General features: G+C 57.6%; 16 protein-coding genes and 1 riboswitch. Of the genes, 5 read left to right on the top strand and 11 right to left on the bottom strand.

Annotation, left to right across the window (positions count from 1 at the left end):
• Positions 1-43 precede the first annotated feature (43 nt).
• Complete coding sequence (locus ABFX35_RS21320; RefSeq protein WP_346082826.1) at positions 44-814, top strand: DedA family protein; 771 nt, start codon at positions 44-46, stop codon at positions 812-814.
• 15 nt (positions 815-829) lie between these two features.
• Here ABFX35_RS21320 and ilvN read toward each other — a convergent pair whose 3' ends face one another.
• The 7 genes from ilvN to sgrR all read right to left on the bottom strand — a co-directional run bounded on the left by ilvN (position 830) and on the right by sgrR (position 8,292).
• Positions 830-1,123, bottom strand: coding sequence for an acetolactate synthase small subunit (gene ilvN / locus ABFX35_RS21315; protein WP_346082825.1), 294 nt, complete (start codon positions 1,121-1,123; stop codon positions 830-832).
• A gap of 3 nt (positions 1,124-1,126) precedes the next feature.
• Positions 1,127-2,821: an acetolactate synthase large subunit gene (gene ilvB, locus ABFX35_RS21310; RefSeq protein ID WP_346082824.1), complete on the bottom strand. Its 1,695-nt coding sequence runs from the start codon at positions 2,819-2,821 to the stop codon at positions 1,127-1,129.
• 108 nt (positions 2,822-2,929) lie between these two features.
• Complete coding sequence (ivbL, locus tag ABFX35_RS21305; RefSeq protein ID WP_121525327.1) at positions 2,930-3,028, bottom strand: ilvB operon leader peptide IvbL; 99 nt, start codon at positions 3,026-3,028, stop codon at positions 2,930-2,932.
• Positions 3,029-3,132: 104 nt separating this feature from the next.
• Positions 3,133-3,837: a thiamine ABC transporter ATP-binding protein ThiQ gene (thiQ, locus tag ABFX35_RS21300; protein WP_346082822.1), complete on the bottom strand. Its 705-nt coding sequence runs from the start codon at positions 3,835-3,837 to the stop codon at positions 3,133-3,135.
• Entirely contained in the window at positions 3,824-5,431 is a 1,608-nt protein-coding gene (gene thiP / locus ABFX35_RS21295) for a thiamine/thiamine pyrophosphate ABC transporter permease ThiP (protein ID WP_279025005.1), read from the bottom strand. The genes thiQ and thiP overlap by 14 nt, the downstream gene beginning before the upstream one ends.
• Positions 5,407-6,393 (bottom strand): thiamine ABC transporter substrate binding subunit, encoded by a 987-nt coding sequence (thiB, locus tag ABFX35_RS21290; protein WP_346082820.1) that lies wholly within the window; start codon positions 6,391-6,393, stop codon positions 5,407-5,409. Before thiB ends, thiP begins: the two co-directional genes overlap by 25 nt.
• A 57-nt stretch (positions 6,394-6,450) precedes the next feature.
• A riboswitch (TPP riboswitch) is annotated at positions 6,451-6,582 on the bottom strand.
• A gap of 48 nt (positions 6,583-6,630) precedes the next feature.
• Positions 6,631-8,292: an HTH-type transcriptional regulator SgrR gene (gene sgrR / locus ABFX35_RS21285; protein WP_346082818.1), complete on the bottom strand. Its 1,662-nt coding sequence runs from the start codon at positions 8,290-8,292 to the stop codon at positions 6,631-6,633.
• A 92-nt stretch (positions 8,293-8,384) separates the two neighbouring features.
• On the opposite strand from sgrR, the gene sgrT reads away from it, so the two are divergent.
• The 3 genes from sgrT (at position 8,385) to ABFX35_RS21270 (ending at position 11,454) form a co-directional block, all read left to right on the top strand.
• Complete coding sequence (gene sgrT / locus ABFX35_RS21280) at positions 8,385-8,558, top strand: glucose uptake inhibitor SgrT (RefSeq protein WP_279024999.1); 174 nt, start codon at positions 8,385-8,387, stop codon at positions 8,556-8,558.
• Positions 8,559-8,694: 136 nt separating this feature from the next.
• Complete coding sequence (locus tag ABFX35_RS21275; RefSeq protein WP_346082815.1) at positions 8,695-9,882, top strand: sugar efflux transporter; 1,188 nt, start codon at positions 8,695-8,697, stop codon at positions 9,880-9,882.
• 99 nt (positions 9,883-9,981) lie between these two features.
• Positions 9,982-11,454: a DASS family sodium-coupled anion symporter gene (locus tag ABFX35_RS21270; protein ID WP_346082813.1), complete on the top strand. Its 1,473-nt coding sequence runs from the start codon at positions 9,982-9,984 to the stop codon at positions 11,452-11,454.
• A gap of 44 nt (positions 11,455-11,498) precedes the next feature.
• Here ABFX35_RS21270 and leuD read toward each other — a convergent pair whose 3' ends face one another.
• Genes leuD through leuA form a run of 4 tightly spaced genes read right to left on the bottom strand, consistent with a single transcriptional unit; the run spans position 11,499 to position 16,181 of the window.
• Positions 11,499-12,101: a 3-isopropylmalate dehydratase small subunit gene (gene leuD, locus ABFX35_RS21265; protein WP_279024994.1), complete on the bottom strand. Its 603-nt coding sequence runs from the start codon at positions 12,099-12,101 to the stop codon at positions 11,499-11,501.
• 9 nt (positions 12,102-12,110) lie between these two features.
• Positions 12,111-13,511: a 3-isopropylmalate dehydratase large subunit gene (gene leuC / locus ABFX35_RS21260; RefSeq protein ID WP_279024992.1), complete on the bottom strand. Its 1,401-nt coding sequence runs from the start codon at positions 13,509-13,511 to the stop codon at positions 12,111-12,113.
• A gap of 1 nt (position 13,512) precedes the next feature.
• On the bottom strand, positions 13,513-14,604 hold the full coding sequence (gene leuB, locus ABFX35_RS21255; RefSeq protein WP_279024990.1) for a 3-isopropylmalate dehydrogenase: 1,092 nt from the start codon (positions 14,602-14,604) through the stop codon (positions 13,513-13,515).
• Between the two features lie 2 nt (positions 14,605-14,606).
• Positions 14,607-16,181 carry a 2-isopropylmalate synthase gene (leuA, locus tag ABFX35_RS21250; RefSeq protein ID WP_279024988.1) on the bottom strand — a complete coding sequence of 525 codons (1,575 nt, stop codon included), beginning with the start codon at positions 16,179-16,181 and terminating at the stop codon, positions 14,607-14,609.
• A gap of 903 nt (positions 16,182-17,084) precedes the next feature.
• Between leuA and leuO the strand changes: the two genes are divergently transcribed.
• Positions 17,085-18,029, top strand: a complete 945-nt coding sequence (leuO, locus tag ABFX35_RS21245; protein ID WP_279024987.1) for a transcriptional regulator LeuO — start codon at positions 17,085-17,087, stop codon at positions 18,027-18,029.
• The last annotated feature ends 80 nt before the right edge of the window (positions 18,030-18,109 follow it).

Raw genomic sequence — 18,109 nt, 5'->3', positions numbered from 1 at the left:
CGGACAATCCCCCGCCCACAAGCTTGAGTTAACCTGAGGTTGAATGGAAGCCTACTTACAGCACCTGATTACCCAGTCTCTGGCATTCACCCTGATGGTGATCGTGCTGGTGGCGTTTCTGGAATCGTTGGCACTGGTTGGGCTGCTGCTGCCCGGCACGGTGATGATGGCCAGCATTGGCGCCCTGATCGGCAGCGGACAGGTGGATTTTTACCCGGCCTGGGCCGCAGGCGTAGTGGGGTGCTTGCTGGGTGACTGGAGCTCTTATTTCATCGGCCGCGCTTTTAAAGCGCCGCTGCACCGTTGGTCGTTCCTGAAAAAGCACAAAGCGATGCTGGATCGCACGGAACATGCTTTGCATCAGCACAGTATCGTCACCGTATTGATTGGCCGCTTTGTCGGGCCCACGCGCCCGCTGGTGCCGATGGTGGCCGGGATGCTGGATTTACCGCCGTACAAGTTTGCCCTGCCGAACATCATTGGCTGTCTGGCCTGGCCGCCGGTCTATTTCTTCCCTGGCATTTTGGCCGGCGTGGCGCTGGATATCCCGGCCGGTGCCAACAGCGCGCTGTTCAAATGGCTACTGTTGGCGATGGCGCTATTGCTGTGGCTGGCGGCATGGCTAAGCTGGCGCTGGTGGCGCGAGGGGAAACGCAGCGCCGATCGCCTCAGCCGCTGGCTGCCGCCGCCGCGCTTGCGCCTGGCCTGTATCCTGAGCTGGGCCGCCGTGGCCGTGTGTTTCTATTTCCTGCACCAGCAGCCGCTGATGCCGATATACCGCCACCTGCTTTGGCAGGTGGTGGCTACCGGTTAAGCCGATGGAGGGCGATTATTGGAAAAATGCCGCCAACTGCTCGAAGACCCGCACATCTTCGCTGTGGCGCTTCACCTGTAGCACGTCCTCCAGCTTTTCCACCTGGCTTATCATTTGTTGTAGCCGCTGATCGTCCGCCACCAGCAGCCAGATGCGGCTTTGCTGCCCATCCTTGAGCGGCAGGCACAGAATGCCCTCCACGTTAAACGCCCGGCGGGCAAACAGACCGCATACGTGGGTCATTACGCCAGGGTGGTTGCGCACCGCCAGTTCCAGGATCACCTGTGGGTTTTGTTGTAGTGATTGCATGGCTTATTCTCCAATCATCTCAATATTGGCGGCGCCCGGCGGCACCATCGGGAATACCTTCTCATTGATATCGATCAGCGCGTGGATCAAACACGGGCCGGGGCGCTGGATCGCCGCCGCCAGCGCGGCCTGCGGATCGCGCTCGGCATTCAGATCGCAGGTGTCCAGGCCAAAACCGGCGGCGATCTTGATGAAATCGGTGCGCTTTGGATAGGTGGCGGCAAAGATGTGCTGCTGATAGAACAGCGATTGCTGCTGGTGCACCAGCCCCAGCGCTTGGTTGTTGATCAAAATGATTTTTACGTCCAGATCGTGCTCGACCGCGGTAGCCATTTCCTGGATGTTCATCATCATGCTGCCGTCGCCGGAGAAGCACAACACCTTGCGCTGCGGCTCGGCCAGCGCGGCGCCGATGGCGGCCGGCAGCCCGAACCCCATGGTGCCCAGCCCGCCGGAGGTGAGCCATTGGCGCGGGCGGCTCAGCGGGTAGGCTTGCGCCACCCACATCTGGTGCTGGCCCACGTCGGTGGTGACGATGGCGCTTTCATCCACGCAGCGCGCCGCCGCCCGGATCAGCCCATAGTGGCAGAGCGGATCTTCGGCGTTCGGCATGTTAAACGGGAATTCGCGTTTCAGATCCTCCACCATTTGCAGCCATGCGCTGCGCGGTGCGGCTTCGATCTGCGGCAGCAGTTGCGCCAGCACCTGGCCGACGTCGGCGTGCAGCGCCAGATGAGGCTGCTTAATCTTGCCAAGCTCGGCACGATCGATATCCACATGAATGATTTTCGCGTTGGGGCAAAACTGCTCCGTTTTGCCAATCGCGCGATCGTCAAAGCGGGCGCCCAATACGATCAGCAGATCCGCTTCCTGCAAGATAAAGTTGGTGCTGCGCGCGGCGTGCATCCCCAGCATGCCAAGGGAAAGCGGGTGCTCCACCGGCAAGGCGCCCAGCGCCATCAGGGTCATGGTGGTGGGCAGGTTGGCGCGTTCCGCCAGCTCGCGCGCATCGCGGTGGGCTGCTGCGCTGATGATGCCGCCGCCCAGATAGAGCACCGGCCGTTTGGCCTGGTTTATCATCATTGCGGCTTGCCGCACGGCGGCGGCGTCGAATGTCGGCGGCGCATCCGGCTGCGCAATCGGCGGCAGTTGATCCAGTTCGATCTCGGCGGTTTGCACATCTTTGGGGATATCGATCCACACCGGCCCCGGCCGGCCGGATTCGGCGATGCGGAAGGCATCGCAAATTACCTGCGGCAGCTCGCTGATGCTGCGCACCAGATAGTTGTGTTTGGTGATGGGGATCGAAATACCGTAGGTATCGACTTCCTGAAAGGCGTCGGAGCCGATCATGGAAGAGGGTACTTGCCCGGTAATGCAGACGAGAGGGATGGAGTCGAGCTTGGCGTCGGCGATGGCGGTGACCAGGTTGGTGGCGCCGGGGCCGCTGGAGGCGATGCACACCGCGGCTTTGCCATTGGCCCTGGCCATGCCCTGGGCCATAAAGCCGGCGCCCTGTTCATGGCGCGCCAATACGTGGCGGATGGTGTTGCTCTGGCTGAGCGCATCATACAGCGGCAGCGCAGCGCCGCCGGGAATGCCGGCGACGGTGGTGATGCCCTGGCGTTCCAGCAGATGCACGATCAGCTGGGCGCCGGTAAAACGCTGCCGTTGGTGAGGTTTGCCCGTGGTTTCCATTGTCTCGTCCTTCTTCTTGGCCGGTTGGCTTTGAGCGGGATACAGAGACAAGAAACCCCGCTCGGTTGGCGCCGGCGGGGTTTTGGGAATCGTGTGTTGATTCGGACCCTACGGCGCGTTGCCGACGACCACCACCACACGAACGACCACAGCCGCGGCAGGTTGCGCGGTGTTTAGTAGGGCCGAAGTCAGTGCAGATGCGATCACAGGGAACCTTAAGTATCAACAATAATAGTCAGGCAACATAAAAGCACAGGCGCCCAACGGGAACAACAGATTTATAGGTGGACACCTAAGAAATGCGCGCTAGATCACGGCTGTACCGGTATGCCTAGGATCTGCGCTTCAGGCGCACGGCCCTCCACCAGCGCCTGAGTCGGGCCGTCGTAATAAATCCGGCCGTCAACCACCAACAGCGTTCGCTGGGCGATGCGGGCGGCATCGTCCAGATTATGCGAAACCATCAGCAGCGTGAGTTGGCGCTGGTGACAGACGTTCTGCAACAGTTGCAGCATCTCACTGCGCAGCGCCGGATCGAGCGCCGAGAAAGGCTCGTCCAGCAGCAGGATCGGCCGTTGCCGCACCAGGCAGCGCGCCAGCGCCGCCCGCTGGCGCTGGCCGCCGGAAAGCTGCGACGGCAGGCGTTGCAAGTGTTCCTCCAGCCCAACCTGGGCGGCAATCTGCGTCAACTGCCGTTTTTGTTCGCCGTTCAGCCGCAGGCCGGGGTTAAGCCCCAGCCCAATATTTTGGGCGACGGTCAGGTGAGCGAACAGGTTGTTTTCCTGGAACAGCATGGAGACCGGGCGTTTGGCCGGCGGGGTAGCGGTGTGATCCTCGCCCGCCAGCAACAACCGGCCGCTGGCCGCCGGCAGAAAGCCGGCGATCAGGCTGAGCAGGGTGCTTTTGCCCGCGCCGCTTGGCCCGAGCACCGCGACGCGTTCGCCCGGCTGGATATGCAGATCAAAGCGCATCGGCAGGTGTTCATACAGATAGGTTAATTTTTCAAGCGTCAGCATGGCGGCCCGGTAAGCGTTCAATCAGGGTAAACAGCAGGAAGCACAGCAGCAGCAACAGCAGCGCGGTCACGGCGCCGTCATGGCTGCGATAGGCACCAATTTGTTGGTACAGATAAAAAGGCAGGGTACGGAATTGCTCGTTGCCAAACAAGGCCACCACGCCAAAATCGCCGATCGACAGCACGCAGGCAAACGCCAACGCCTGCGCCAGCGGCCGGCGCAGCGCTTTCAGTTCGATCCAGCGCAGCCGCTGCCAGCCGTGCATATCCAGCGACAGGCACAATGGGTTGTAGCGTTCTGCCAGATCGCGCATGGGGTTGTCGAGCACTTTCAGCGCGTAGGGGATCGCCATCAGCGCGTTGGTCAGGATCACCAGCCCATAGGGCGACTGCGGCAGGCCGAGGGTATCGTTCAACAGCAGGAAAAAACCGGTGGCCAGGACAATGCCCGGCATCGCCAGGATCACCATGCCGCTCAACTCCAGCGCCTGCCCCCAGCGCAAACGCTGTCGAAGTTTCAGTTCCCGGCTGCTCCACAGCAACAGCATCGTCAGGGTGACGCACAGCAAACCGGCGCCGAGCGCGATGCGCAACGAGGTAAACAGCGCCTGCCAGAGGATCTGCTGTTGCAACACGCTTACCAGCGCCTGATTGGCGCCGTCGGCAATCACCGCCAGCAGCGGCGGCAGCAACAGCAGCAGGGCTGCGGTTATCAGCAGGCCGTCGGTGATGCGCCGCTGCAGGCTGTCTTCCGGGTTGCGCCAAAGCGCCGCCTGGGTCGCCCCTACCGGCAGCGCCTGGCTCAGGCGCTGGCTAAGCAGCACCAGCCCCAGGCAACAGGCCATCTGGATCAACGCCAGCAGGGCGGCGCGGCTGAGATCGTAGTCGTAGCTCAGCGCCTGATAAATCGCCAGTTCAATGGTGGTGGCCTGCGGGCCGCCGCCCAGCGCCAGCACGGTGGCAAAGCTGGCGAAGCAAAGCATGAAGATCAGCGCGCCGCTCGGCAGCAACTGGCGCCGCAGCGCGGGCCATTCGACGATGCGAAACTGCTGCCAGCCGTTCATGCCCAACTGGGCGGCCAGTTGGCGCTGTTCCACCGGGATATTTTCCAGCGCTTGCAGCAGCAGGCGGGTGGCGAGCGGGAGGTTGAAGAATAAATGGGCCAGCAGGATGCCCTGCAGGCCGTAAGGAGAGAAATGATATTCCACGCCCAGCCAGCCGCACAGGGTGGCCAGCCAGCCCTGGCGGCCATAGACGCTGAGCAAGCCGAAGACCGCCACCAGCACCGGCAGCACCAGCGTCATAGCGCACAGCCGCAACAACATCGCGCGGCCGGGAAAGCGGCGCCGATAGAGCGCGCGCGCCAGCCAGATGGCAGGCAGCACCGAGATCAACGCGGAAAGCAGCGCCTGCCAAAAGGTGAAGCGCACCACATGCCACAGGTAGGCGTCGTGCCAGATTGCCGTGGCGTTGCTTGCTGGCGCATGGTGCCACAGCGCGCCTATCGCCAGTGCGGCGATCAGCACGATCAGGCCGGCGGCCAGCAGGCCTGGCCGCAGCCAGCCGGGAATTAGCGGCTTACCGCGTTTTGCCATGCCCGGATCCACTCCCCTCGGTGTTGCGCCACGTCTTCAGCACTGTACTGCAGCGCCACTTTCGGCACCGGCATTTGGTCAAAACCGGCCGGCAGCGTGGTGTTGATCACCGGGTACATCCAGTTACCGGTAGGAATGGTGTTTTGGAACGCCGGGGTCACCATGAACTGTAAAAAGCGCTCTGCCAATTGCGGATGTTTGCTGGCCTTCAACTTACCGGCCACTTCCACCTGCAGATAATTGCCTTCGCTAAAGTTGGCGGCGGCATAGCTGTCTTTCTTTTCTTCAATCAGGTGGTAGGCCGGCGAGGTGGTATAGCTAAGTACCAGATCGGCTTCTCCTTTCAGGAACAGGCCGTAGGCTTCGCTCCAGCCTTTGGTGACGGTGACGGTTTTTTTCGCCAACTGTTGCCAGGCCTGCGGCGCGCTGTCGCCGTACACTTTCTGCACCCACAGTAACAGGCCAAGCCCGGGGGTGCTGGTGCGCGGATCCTGATAGATGATTTTCCAGGGCTTATCGCTGCTCACCAGTTCTTTCAGGCTCTGCGGCGGGTTTTTCAATTTGTCTTTGTTGTAAACGAAGGCGAAGTAGCCGTAGTCGAACGGCACGAAGGTTTTATCATGCCAACCGCCGGGCAGGGTCAGCTTGCTGGTATCCACCGCGCTTGGCGCAAACAGGCCGGTTTGGCCCGCGGCCTGCAGCAGGTTGTTGTCCAGCCCCAGCACCACGTCGGCCGCGCTGTTTTTGCCCTCCAGCCGCAGGCGGTTAAGCAGCGAAACGCCATCCTCCAGCGCAACGAACTTCAGTTCGCAGCCGCAGTCTGCCTCAAAGGCTTTTTTCACCGCCGGGCCGGGGCCCCAATCGGCGGCGAAGGAATCATAGGTGTAAACCGTCAGCGTTTCTTTAGCCAGTGCCGGCGCGCTGGCCAGCAACAACAGGCAGGGAAGTAATTTTTTGACCACTTTGCACTCCTGGGCGATAAGGGGCAAAGGTATCTGAGGGTGGGGTGAATGGTTAATCAACGCGCCATGCTCAAATCCCTCCGCCGGTATGGACCGGATCAGGTTCGACGGGTTTGTTCTCAGCGGAAGAGATTGCCGCACGCCGGATAAACGCGCGCCGGGCACCTTTCCGCACCCCGTTGAGACGGCGTTATTGTAAAGATTAACGCGCGCCGGCGAAAGCGGCTTCTTTCTTTGTCAGGCCTCGGGTGGGGCGAACCAGGCGGATTTAAAGTCAAACCAGCCCAGCATATTCATCCGTACCCCGCGCATGCTGCGCTGGCCGTGCAACTGCAGCCAATGGTGAAACAACGGGTGTAGCTGATGGTGATGGACCAGGCGCCGACAGAATTCCGCCAACGGCAGGATATTGTCGTGCCACAGGGCGGCGTCCTGGCGCAGATCGTCATTCATGCAGTGTTTCAGCAGCGGCAGTTCATACAGCGTAGCAAAGAGCGAGAATTCCAGCGGCAGATAAAAATTTGCGCTGCCCAGCCACAAATCGCTGACCGCGTTGCCCTGGTGCCAGGTGGCGTAGTCCACCACCTGAATATTCAGGTGGATGCCGTGCTGCGCCAGCAATGGCGCGATCGTCTGTTGGATGGCCTGGAATTCCGGGTGCTCGCTGTAAAAGGTCAGCGTCAGTTCGCGCAGGCCGGCGGGTTTTGGCTGCCGGGAAGGCGCACGGCAATGATGCCAGCGCGGCAATATGCCGTAGGCCGGCGACCAGTAGCGTTGATACTCCGGCCCGGCATTGTTCAACAGGGTGATTGGGTTAATCAGTTCGCACAGCCAACTGCGGGTGGCTTCATCCGCAGCCAGCGGCGAGCGTTGGTCGAATAACAGAAAGTAACAGCCCTCTTCCAGCCGGCTTTCCAGCTCATTTTTGCCGGTATCGTCCGCCTGCAACTGCACGCCGGAATATACCAATTCCTCGGTGATTTCCGGCAGTACCCAGATATTGACCTCGTCGATCAGGGCGCGGTAGCCGAAATAATCATCGAAAGCGTGAATCTTCATTTGGCTCAGGTGATTGCGCACCACCCGATAGGGCCCGGTGCCGACCGGGTGGCGGGCAAAGTCCGGCAGGCTTTGCCATTCGTGCGGCAGGATCATGGCGTGCACGCTGCCCAGCAGCCAGGGCAGCCAATAGTCCGGGTGGTGCAAGTGCACATCGATCACATAAGGGGTGGGCGACGCGACCTTGGCCAGATGGGCGAACAAGGGTTGCGGGATCAGCCGGGTCAGCGAAGCGATCACGTCTTGCATTTCCAGTTCACGCCCGTGATGGAAATGAATCGCCGGGCGCAGGTAAAAACGCCAGTGCAAGGGCGTGATGGCCTGCCAGTGATGGGAAAGGTCGGGTTCCAGTTCCCCGTTTTCCTCATTTATCCGCGTCAGACCATTAAAGATTTGCCGGGCCAGGTGGGTTTCTGAGCGGCGCAACGGCGAGCCGGGCTGCAGGTTATACAACTGGCGATAATAGAGCACGCGCAGGATGTGTTTTCCCTGGCGAAAGCTGCGCCCCAACTGGGAGAGCAGCATCTGGCGCACCACGTTTTTATCGCCAACCAGTTGCACCAACTGATCGATCTTATCCTGCTCCAACAGTTCTTCGGCCCGCTGCTGCTGCAACGCCAGCCCGGTGTAATGAAAGGTGAGCTGCGAACGTTTGCCGCGCCCGGCTTCCGCTTGCCAGGTCAGCCAGCCTTGCTGCTGCATGGCGCTGAGCAGCGAGCGCACGTGGCGGCGCGAGCAGCTCAGCACCTCTGCCAGCTCTTGCAGCGTGGTTTCTATGGGCTGACCGTGGCAGCACTGCCACAAGCGGATGAACTGTTGTTGCAGACGTGGGCTGGACATAAAAGAGGAACTCTCCGCGTTCGATTCGTCAATTTATCTTTCCCTATATTACGCCGATAATTTTCCTCAATGAAGGCGTGGGGAGGTGGCTTATGACCGTTTTCTTATCTAAAGGGTTTTATCAACGTTACTTCGACGCGGTTCGCCGCCAGAAGGCCGATTGGCTGAGCGTGGTGCCGGAACAGGCAAGGCTGGATACGCTGGCGCATTTAACCCAATGGGATATGCGCAAACTGAGCGACGAGGAGTACCGGAAGCGTCTGTAACCGACCATCTTGAATGTTTCTGAGTAATGGTGCATTTCACCAGCCAGTGGGGCCATCCCACTGGTTTTTTTATTGCTTTATTCTCTTAGTGGCCTTCTGTAGCATGGGGTCTTCGCTTCAGCTCAGGGATGAATAAATGAAAGTTTCCCGCTGGTCGCCACGTCGTTTTAACCCCGTATTTGCCGCATTCTTGATTCTGGCCTTTTTGGCCGGTATCGCCGGTGCGTTGCAGGCGCCAACGTTGAGTCTGTTTCTCACCACTGAAGTGAAGGTCAGGCCGCTGTGGGTGGGGCTGTTCTATACCATTAACGCCGTTGCCGGCATTATCGTCAGTTTTCTGCTGGCGAAACGTTCCGATACCCGGGGCGATCGGCGCAAGCTGATTCTGGTGTGCTGCCTGATGGCGGTGGGCAACTGTGTGCTGTTCGCCTTCAATCGCGACTACCTGACGTTGATTACCCTGGGCGTGATCCTGGCCGCGGTGGCCAATACCGCGATGCCGCAGATTTTTGCGTTGGCGCGCGAATATGCGGACAGTTCGGCGCGCGAGGTGGTGATGTTCAGCTCGGTGATGCGCGCCCAGCTGTCACTGGCCTGGGTGATTGGCCCGCCGCTGTCGTTTGCCCTGGCGCTGAACTTCGGTTTCACCGTGATGTTCCTGATTGCCGCGGGCATTTTTGTGATCAGCGCGGTTTTGGTGTGGTTTGGCCTGCCCACGGTGCCGCGCGAAGCGCAAACCGGTAGCCTGAATGCCTCGCCGATTGCGCCGCCCAGCGCTTGGCGTAACCGCGATGTGCGGCTGTTGTTTTTGGCCTCGATGCTGATGTGGACCTGCAACACCATGTACATCATTGATATGCCGCTGTATATCACCCGCGATTTGGGGCTGCCGGAAAGGCTGGCGGGGCTATTGATGGGCACGGCCGCCGGGCTGGAGATCCCGGCGATGCTGATCGCCGGCTATCTGGTCAAACGCTTTGGCAAACGCAACATGATGCTGTTCGCCGTTGCGGCGGGCGTGCTGTTTTACGGCGGGATGGTGTTGTTCAAATTCAAGACGGCGTTAATGGTGCTGCAACTGTTTAACGCCGTTTTCATCGGTATTGTCGCCGGTATCGGCATGCTCTATTTTCAGGATTTGATGCCAGGCAGGCCGGGGGCGGCCACCACCATGTTCACCAACAGTATTTCCACCGGGGTGATCCTGGCCGGGGTGCTGCAAGGCATGCTGGCAGAGGCCCTGGGCCACTACGCGGTGTACTGGCTGGCGCTGATTCTGGTGACGGTTTCACTGTGGCTCTGCATCCGCGTGCGGGAAGTGTGAAGCCCGATGTCCGGATAACGATCTTGCCTTGCCGCATTTATCCCCATTGGCATCCGCCAACCTTTTCATACTGTGCTAATTAATAATAATGAGTCGATAATGGATAAACTAACGCCGCTTAAACCCATACCCTCGTTGGTCGCCATCGCTGTTACTCTGGTTATCTGGTTTGTTATCCCCGTTCCTGAAGGGGTTGCCCCTAACGCCTGGCATCTGCTGGCGCTGTTTATCGGTACCATTATTGCCATTATCGGCAAGGCGATGCCGATCGGCGCGGTTTCTATCGTGGCGATCGCGCTGGTGGCCCTGACCGGTGTTACCCATCCCGGCAACCCGGAGGCGGCGCTGAGCGACGCGCTGAGCGGGTTTTCCAACCCGCTTATCTGGCTGATTGGTTTTGCGGTGATGATCTCCCTTAGCCTGAATAAAACCGGCTTGGGCGCGCGGATCGGCTATTACTTTATTTCCCTGTTTGGCAAAAAGACGCTCGGTATTGCCTATGCGCTGACGCTGGCGGAAATTACGCTGGCGCCGGTGACGCCGAGCAATACTGCGCGCGGCGGCGGTATTATTCACCCGATCATGCGCTCGATTGCCGATAGCTTCGGCTCCAGCCCGGAACTGAAAACCTCCGGCAAGATTGGCCGCTATCTGGCGCTGACCACCTACAACATGAACCTGATCACCTCGGCGATGTTTGTTACCGCCACGGCTCCGAACCCACTGGTGGTCAGCCTGATTGCCAAGGGCACCCACGACAGCGTGCAACTGTCATGGGCAATGTGGGCGATAGCCGCGCTGGTGCCGGGGATTGTTTCACTGATCGTCATGCCACTGGTGGTGTATTTGATGTATCCGCCGGAAATCAAAAGCACCCCGGATGCGCCGCGTTTTGCGCGGGAGAAGCTGCATGCCCTGGGGCCGGTGACGCTGCCGGAAAAAATCACCCTGGGGGTTTTTGCCCTGCTGCTGTTGCTGTGGGCTGGCATCCCAGCGATGATTTTTGGCCCGCAGTTTGCCGTTAATCCCACCACTACGGCGTTGATCGGCCTGGCTATCCTGCTGATGACTGGGGTGTTGAACTGGCAGGATATTTTAAAGCACAAAGGGGCATGGGATACCGTGGTGTGGTTCTCGGCGCTGGTGATGATGGCCACCTATCTGGGCAAGCTGGGGCTGATTGCCTGGCTGTCGCATACCGTCGGCAGCGGTATTGATCATATGGGGATGAGCTGGGTCGGCGGTATGCTGTTGCTGACCTGTGTCTACCTGTATTCCCACTACTTTTTTGCCAGCACCACCGCGCACGTGACCGCGATGTTCGCCGCCTTCTTTGCCGCCGGTATGGCTCTTGGGGCGCCGCCGGCCTTGCTGGGGCTGCTGCTGGCTTTTTCCTCTTCACTGATGATGTCGTTAACCCACTATGCCACCGGCACGGCGCCGATTGTATTTGGTTCGGGCTATGTCACGTTGGCGGAATGGTGGAAAACCGGCTTTGTGATGAGCGTGATCAACTTGCTGATCTGGATGTTGGTCGGCGGGCTGTGGTGGAAATGGCTGGGATACTGGTAATAAAAAACTCACCCGCCTGGGGGCGGGTGAGGGGATAAGCCTGCTTAGTTTAGAAACGCCGGCTGTTGCGCTTCGTAGCGGGAGATATCCGCTTCGTGCTGCAGCGTCAGGCCAATGCTGTCCAGGCCGTTAATCATGCAGTGGCGGCGGAAGCTGTCGATTTCAAACGGGTAGCTGTGGCCACCGGCTTTGACCACCTGGTTTTCCAGATCGACAGTGAACTCGGCGCCTTCGTTATCGGCCACCAGCGTGAACAGCGTATCCACATCCTGCTCGCTCAGCGTCACCGGCAGCAGCTGGTTGTTGAACGAGTTGCCGTAGAAGATATCGGCGAAGCTTGGCGCAATCACCACTTTAAAGCCGTAATCGGTCAGCGCCCAGGGCGCGTGCTCACGGGATGAGCCGCAGCCGAAGTTCTCGCGCGCCAACAGAATACTTGCCCCCTTGTAACGCGGTTTATTCAGCACGAACTCCGGGTTGGGCTGCTGGCCGGCGTCATCCAGATAACGCCAGTCGTTGAACAGATGCACACCGAAGCCGGTACGGGTCACTTTCTGCAGAAACTGCTTCGGAATAATGGCGTCGGTATCGACGTTGGCCGCATCCAAAGGCACCACTAAGCCGGTATGTTGAGTAAATTTAGCCACGGTAGCTCCTTAGTGCAATTCACGGATATCGGCGAAACGGCCGGTGACGGCAGCGGCGGCGGCCATGGCCGGGCTGAGCAGGTGCGTGCGACCGCCGCGCCCCTGGCGGCCTTCGAAGTTACGGTTGCTGGTTGACGCGCAGCGCTCGCCCGGGTTCAGGCGGTCGTTATTCATCGCCAGGCACATGGAGCAGCCCGGCAGACGCCATTCAAAACCGGCTTCGATAAAGATCTTGTCCAGGCCTTCCGCTTCCGCCTGGGCTTTCACCGGGCCGGAACCCGGCACGACGATCGCCTGTACGCCGCTGGCCACTTTACGCCCTTTGGCGATGGCGGCGGCGGCGCGCAGATCTTCAATGCGCGAGTTGGTGCAAGAGCCGATGAACACTTTGTCGATGGGCACTTCGGTCAGCTTGATGCCAGGTTTCAGATCCATATACGCCAACGCTTTTTCCGCCGAGGCGCGCTCAACCGGGTCGCTAAAGGATTCCGGCAGTGGAATTTCCTGGTTGACGGCGATCACCTGGCCTGGGTTGGTGCCCCAGGTCACCTGCGGCGCGATGTCTTCCGCGCGCAGGGTCACCACGGTGTCGAACTGGGCGTCATCGTCAGATTTCAGCGTGCGCCAGTAAGCGACGGCCTGTTCCCAGTTGTCGCCGGTTGGGGCGAACTGGCGGCCTTTCAGGTAGGTGAAGGTGGTGTCGTCCGGGGCCACCAGACCCGCTTTGGCGCCCATTTCAATCGCCATGTTGCACAGCGTCATGCGGCCTTCCATGCTCAGCGCTTCAATCGCCTTGCCGCAGAATTCCACCACGTGGCCGGTACCGCCGGCGCTGCCGGTTTTACCGATCACCGCCAGCACAATGTCTTTGGCCGTGATGCCGGCGGCGGCTTCCCCGCTGACTTCGATCTTCATCGTTTTGGCGCGCCCCTGCTTCAGGGTTTGCGTCGCCAACACGTGTTCCACTTCAGAGGTGCCGATACCAAACGCCAGCGAACCAAAAGCGCCGTGAGTAGCGGTATGGGAATCGCCGCAAACGATGGTCATGCCCGGCAGCGTAATGCCCTGTTCCGGCCCCATTACATGCACGATGCCCTGATACGGGTGGTTGAGATCGTACAGTGAAACGCCAAACTCCGCACAGTTCTTGATCAGCTCCTGCATCTGAATGCGCGCCATCTCGCCGCTGGCGTTGATGTCTTTGGTTTGGGTAGATACGTTGTGATCCATGGTGGCAAACGTTTTGCCGGGCTGCCGCACCGGGCGGCCCATGGCGCGCAGGCCGTCGAATGCCTGCGGGGAAGTGACTTCGTGCACCAGATGACGATCGATGTACAGCAGCGGCGTTTCATTCGGCGCGGCATACACTACGTGTGCGTCGTACAATTTTTGGTATAACGTCTTGCCCATGTTATGCCCCCTGCGCAACAAAGCGAGCGATGATGTCGCCCATTTCGCTGGTGCCGATGGCTTTGCCGTTGCCGGCCAGATCGGCGGTGCGGTAACCCTGCTCCAGCGCCTGATTGATCGCACGCTCAATAGCATCGGCGGCGTCTTCTGCCCCCAGGCTATAGCGCAGCAGCAGGGCGGCGGACAGGATCTGGGCTACCGGGTTGGCGATGTCTTTGCCTGCGATGTCTGGTGCGGAGCCGCCGGCAGGTTCATACAGGCCAAAGCCTTGCTCATTCAGGCTGGCGGAAGGCAGCATACCCATAGAGCCGGTGATCATGGCGCATTCGTCAGACAGAATGTCGCCAAACAGGTTGGAGCACAGCAGCACGTCGAACTGCGACGGGTCTTTAACCAACTGCATGGTGGCGTTGTCGATGTACATGTGCGACAGCTTGACGTCCGGGTACTCTTTGGCGATTTCGCTGACCACTTCGCGCCACAGGATGGAGCTTTGCAACACGTTGGCTTTATCAATGGAGGTGACGATGCCGCGGCGTTTGCGTGCGGACTCGAAGCCAATGCGGGCAATGCGTTCGATCTCGAAACGGTGATAGATCTCGGTGTCAAAAGCGCGTTCGTGCATACCCTGGCCTTCACGGCCCTTCGGCTGGCCGAAGTAAATGCCGCCGGTCAGTTCACGCACGCACAGAATATCGAAGCCGCGCGCGGCGATATCGGCGCGCAGCGGGCAGAAGCTTTCCAGGCCTTGATACAGGCGAGCCGGGCGCAGGTTGCTGAACAGTTTGAAATGCTTACGCAACGGCAACAACGCACCGCGTTCCGGCTGTTCCGCCGGCGGCAGGTGTTCCCATTTCGGGCCGCCCACGGAGCCGAACAGGATCGCATCCGCCTGCTCACAGCCGGCGATGGTTTCCTGCGGCAGCGGGGTGCCGTGGCGATCGATGGCGATACCGCCGATATCATATTCGGCATGGGTGATGTGCAGGCCGAAACGTTCACGCACTGCGTCCAACACTTTATATGCCTGCGCCATCACTTCCGCGCCGATTCCGTCTCCGGGCAAGACGGCAATGTGGTAAGTCTTTTTCATGTTCACACCGTTTCCTGATTATTTTGATGTTTGTTTTGCTGCAGGCGTTGTTTTTCTTTTTCTACCTGCTGGGAACGCCAAATGTTGTTCAATACGTTAATCATCGCCTGAGCGGAGGATTCAACAATGTCGGTCGTCAGGCCCACGCCGTGGAAACGGCGGCCGTGGTAAGACACCACGATATCAACCTGCCCCAGTGCATCGCGGCCCTGGCCTTTGGCGGAGAGCTGGTATTTTACCAGTTCGATCGGGTATTCGGTAATGCGGTTGATGGCTTGGTACACGGCATCGACGGGGCCGTTGCCGGTTGCGGCTTCGGCTTTTTCTTCGCCGCCGCACATCAGTTTCACTGATGCCGTAGCCATAACGCTGGTGCCCGATTGTACGCTGAAATAGCCCAGTTTGAAGTGTTCTTCTTCGTCCTGCTGGTTATTGATAAAGGCTAATGCTTCCAGATCGTAATCGAACACCTGGCCTTTTTTGTCGGCCAGTTTCAGGAATGCGGTGTACAGATTGTCCAGGTTGTAATCTTGTTCTTTGTAGCCCATTTCTTCCATGCGGTGTTTCACGGCCGCGCGGCCTGAACGGGAGGTCAGGTTCAACTGCACGTCTTTCAGACCGATGGACTGCGGGGTCATGATTTCGTAGTTTTCGCGGTTTTTCAGCACGCCGTCCTGGTGGATACCGGAAGAGTGAGCAAAGGCGTTGGAACCGACGATGGCCTTGTTGGCCGGGATTGGCATATTGCACAGTTGGCTGACGATTTGGCTGGTGCGGTAGATTTCCTGATGGTTGATATTGGTGTGCACCTTCATGATGTCGGCGCGCACCTTGATCGCCATGATCACTTCTTCCAGCGAACAGTTGCCGGCGCGTTCGCCGATGCCGTTCAATGTCCCTTCCACCTGGCGGGCGCCGGCCTGTACGGCGGCGATCGAGTTGCCAACCGCCATACCCAGATCGTCATGGCAGTGTACGGAGATAACCGCTTTATCAATGTTGGGAACGCGATCGTACAGCGTGCTGATAATGCCGCCGAATTGGTTTGGCGTAGTGTAGCCAACGGTATCCGGAATATTGATGGTGGTGGCGCCCGCGTTGATCGCGGCTTCTACCACCCGGCACAGATTATCGATTGGCGTGCGGCCGGCGTCTTCGCAGGAGAATTCCACATCATCGGTATAGTTGCGCGCCCGTTTGACTGAACGCACCGCCATTTCCAGCACGTCATCGAAAGAGCGTTTTAATTTTGATTCGATGTGCAGGGTAGAGGTTGCCAGGAACACGTGGATGCGGAACGCTTCGGCAACGCGCAGCGCTTCGGCAGCGACGTCAATATCTTTGTCTACGCAGCGTGCCAGGCCACAGACGCGGCTGTTTTTGATCTGGCGTGCAATGGTCTGTACGGATTCAAAATCGCCTGGGGAAGAAACCGGGAAGCCGACCTCCATCACATCAACGCCCATTCTTTCCAGCGCCATGGCGATCTGCAGTTTTTCCTTAACGCTCAGGCTGGCTTGCAATGCCTGTTCACCATCACGCAGCGTGGTATCAAAAATAATGACTTGTTCGCTCATCGGTTGTTCCTTAATCGTGTTTGTTTCACGCTAAGCGGGCAAAAAAAAACCCGCGCAGTAGCGCGGGCTTGTTATGTGGTGAGGGGCTGAATCAGATCCAGGTTTTGCCCACCGGCATACCGCGCAAAGGAGATGCGTTTAGTAGTAGGCCTAGTAGACGAGTGGTACGGATCATGGGGTTCAACTTCTCTGAAATATTTACGTTGTATTAAGTGATACGTTATTTGCCATCAAATGTCAACATGTGGTTGCCCGGTAAGTGCTCGTTGACCTCTTAGGATAATGGGATAATCATGTTGGTAGATTGTTCGGTAAAATAACTATTTTCCAGCAATAAATAATAATACTTTTTGCGAGATAGTTAGCATAAATAGAACTTAGCAGGCAATGGAATATTGATTATTGATGGCGCTACGATAAAATCTGCAACAGTAGTGAGCGGTGAGAGAACGTTTACTTGAAGTATGCAAGGTGAAAATTGAGAACGGGTTATCTTTTATTTATGGCGTTATTTTTCATTTTACGTCTATCCGGTAAGTGAGTAGGGTGAGCGAAAAATCTTCCAGAAGCAGATTTGAGCGCTATTGCCATGTTTCTCGCAATGGCATGGCGCAGGATAGACCGAGTAACCAAGCCAACATATCTGCACGTTGCAGGATGTAATTAGCCATGTATTTATAGGCGTGTTATACCTCTTTTGCATTTTTTATTGTCGTGATTTTAGGTGGCTTTGTTTTTTACCATGGGGATTAACCTTAAAGGGTTAGAGTAAAGCTATTGATTCATGCTTTATGATGTTGATGCGCTAATTGAATCTGTTATTAAAAAACTTAACTTAATTGATAATGACGGTTTTTTTAGGTGTTAATGGGATAATTTCAATAGGATTGAGTGGAGTATACTATGTCTGAATCTGATTTAGACGCTGCCTCAGGGAAAGAAACGCTCAGTAGTTACCTGCGTAACATCGATTTAAACTTACTCACGGTGTTTGACGCCGTTATGCAAGAGCAAAGTATTACCCGGGCCGCAAATTTGCTGGGGATATCGCAGCCGGCGGTCAGCAATGCGGTTGCGCGCTTGAAGACCATGTTTAATGATGAGCTTTTCATTCGCTTCGGCCGGGGCATCCAGCCGACGGCAAGGGCCAAACAGCTTTTTTCTCCGGTGCGTCAGGCGTTGTTGCTGGTGAGAAACGAGTTGCCCGGCACGGAATTTGACGCGCAAACCAGCGTACGTACGTTTTCGATTTCTATCTGCAGTCCGTTGGATTTACGCCTGGCGGTTAATATAATCAACACCGTCAAGACGTTGGCACCTCATATCCGCCTGCAGATCCGTTCTTTTATGAACAACGATATTGAACAGCAATTACGCTACCGGGAAACGGATTTTGTCATTAGCTATAAGCGTTTTGACGGCATGGAGTTTTGCAGCGAAGTTTTATTTGAAGATGAGCTCGTATTGGTTGCATCGCAAACGCACCCGCGTATTTCGAAGGTGATCATGTATGCGCATCTTTTGGAGGAGGAACATGCTGTGGTATCGCTGGAGAATTTTTGTTCCTTTAGTAAACCCTACTATATTGATAATGAAATGCGTAATCGCGTTGCCCAGCAATGTACCGATCTGCTCAGTGTATTAGATATCGTGGCAAAAACGCAGCTTATTGCTATTGTGCCAAAATGGTTGGCGCAACAACGGCAAGAATTATTATCGCTGAATATCATTTCTTTGCCTGGGAATAAACAAAAAAACTATGGTTACCTTTCTTGGCATGAATCCGCGTCTTCGGATAAATCTTACCTATGGATTAAAACATTGCTAAACCATATGGAGTTTCAGTAAAAATAGGTTAACTTATTAATCTGGGGAGGCAAGCTCCCAGATTAATATTGTGTTTGACTCACGTGGAATAATAGGATTTT

The organism is Gibbsiella dentisursi, from assembly GCF_039539505.1.
In the GTDB taxonomy this organism is placed as follows: domain Bacteria; phylum Pseudomonadota; class Gammaproteobacteria; order Enterobacterales; family Enterobacteriaceae; genus Gibbsiella; species Gibbsiella quercinecans.
This window is presented reverse-complemented; position numbering and strand designations above follow the sequence as displayed.

Coding starts and splice junctions, on each gene's coding strand:
- ABFX35_RS21320 (WP_346082826.1), top strand. CDS start 44: ATGGAAGCCTACTTACAGCACCTGATTACCCAGTCTCTGGCATTCACC.
- ilvN (WP_346082825.1), bottom strand. CDS start 1,123: ATGCAATCACTACAACAAAACCCACAGGTGATCCTGGAACTGGCGGTG.
- ilvB (WP_346082824.1), bottom strand. CDS start 2,821: ATGGAAACCACGGGCAAACCTCACCAACGGCAGCGTTTTACCGGCGCC.
- thiQ (WP_346082822.1), bottom strand. CDS start 3,837: ATGCTGACGCTTGAAAAATTAACCTATCTGTATGAACACCTGCCGATG.
- thiP (WP_279025005.1), bottom strand. CDS start 5,431: ATGGCAAAACGCGGTAAGCCGCTAATTCCCGGCTGGCTGCGGCCAGGC.
- sgrR (WP_346082818.1), bottom strand. CDS start 8,292: ATGTCCAGCCCACGTCTGCAACAACAGTTCATCCGCTTGTGGCAGTGC.
- sgrT (WP_279024999.1), top strand. CDS start 8,385: ATGACCGTTTTCTTATCTAAAGGGTTTTATCAACGTTACTTCGACGCG.
- ABFX35_RS21275 (WP_346082815.1), top strand. CDS start 8,695: ATGAAAGTTTCCCGCTGGTCGCCACGTCGTTTTAACCCCGTATTTGCC.
- ABFX35_RS21270 (WP_346082813.1), top strand. CDS start 9,982: ATGGATAAACTAACGCCGCTTAAACCCATACCCTCGTTGGTCGCCATC.
- leuC (WP_279024992.1), bottom strand. CDS start 13,511: ATGGGCAAGACGTTATACCAAAAATTGTACGACGCACACGTAGTGTAT.
- leuB (WP_279024990.1), bottom strand. CDS start 14,604: ATGAAAAAGACTTACCACATTGCCGTCTTGCCCGGAGACGGAATCGGC.
- leuA (WP_279024988.1), bottom strand. CDS start 16,181: ATGAGCGAACAAGTCATTATTTTTGATACCACGCTGCGTGATGGTGAA.
- leuO (WP_279024987.1), top strand. CDS start 17,085: ATGTCTGAATCTGATTTAGACGCTGCCTCAGGGAAAGAAACGCTCAGT.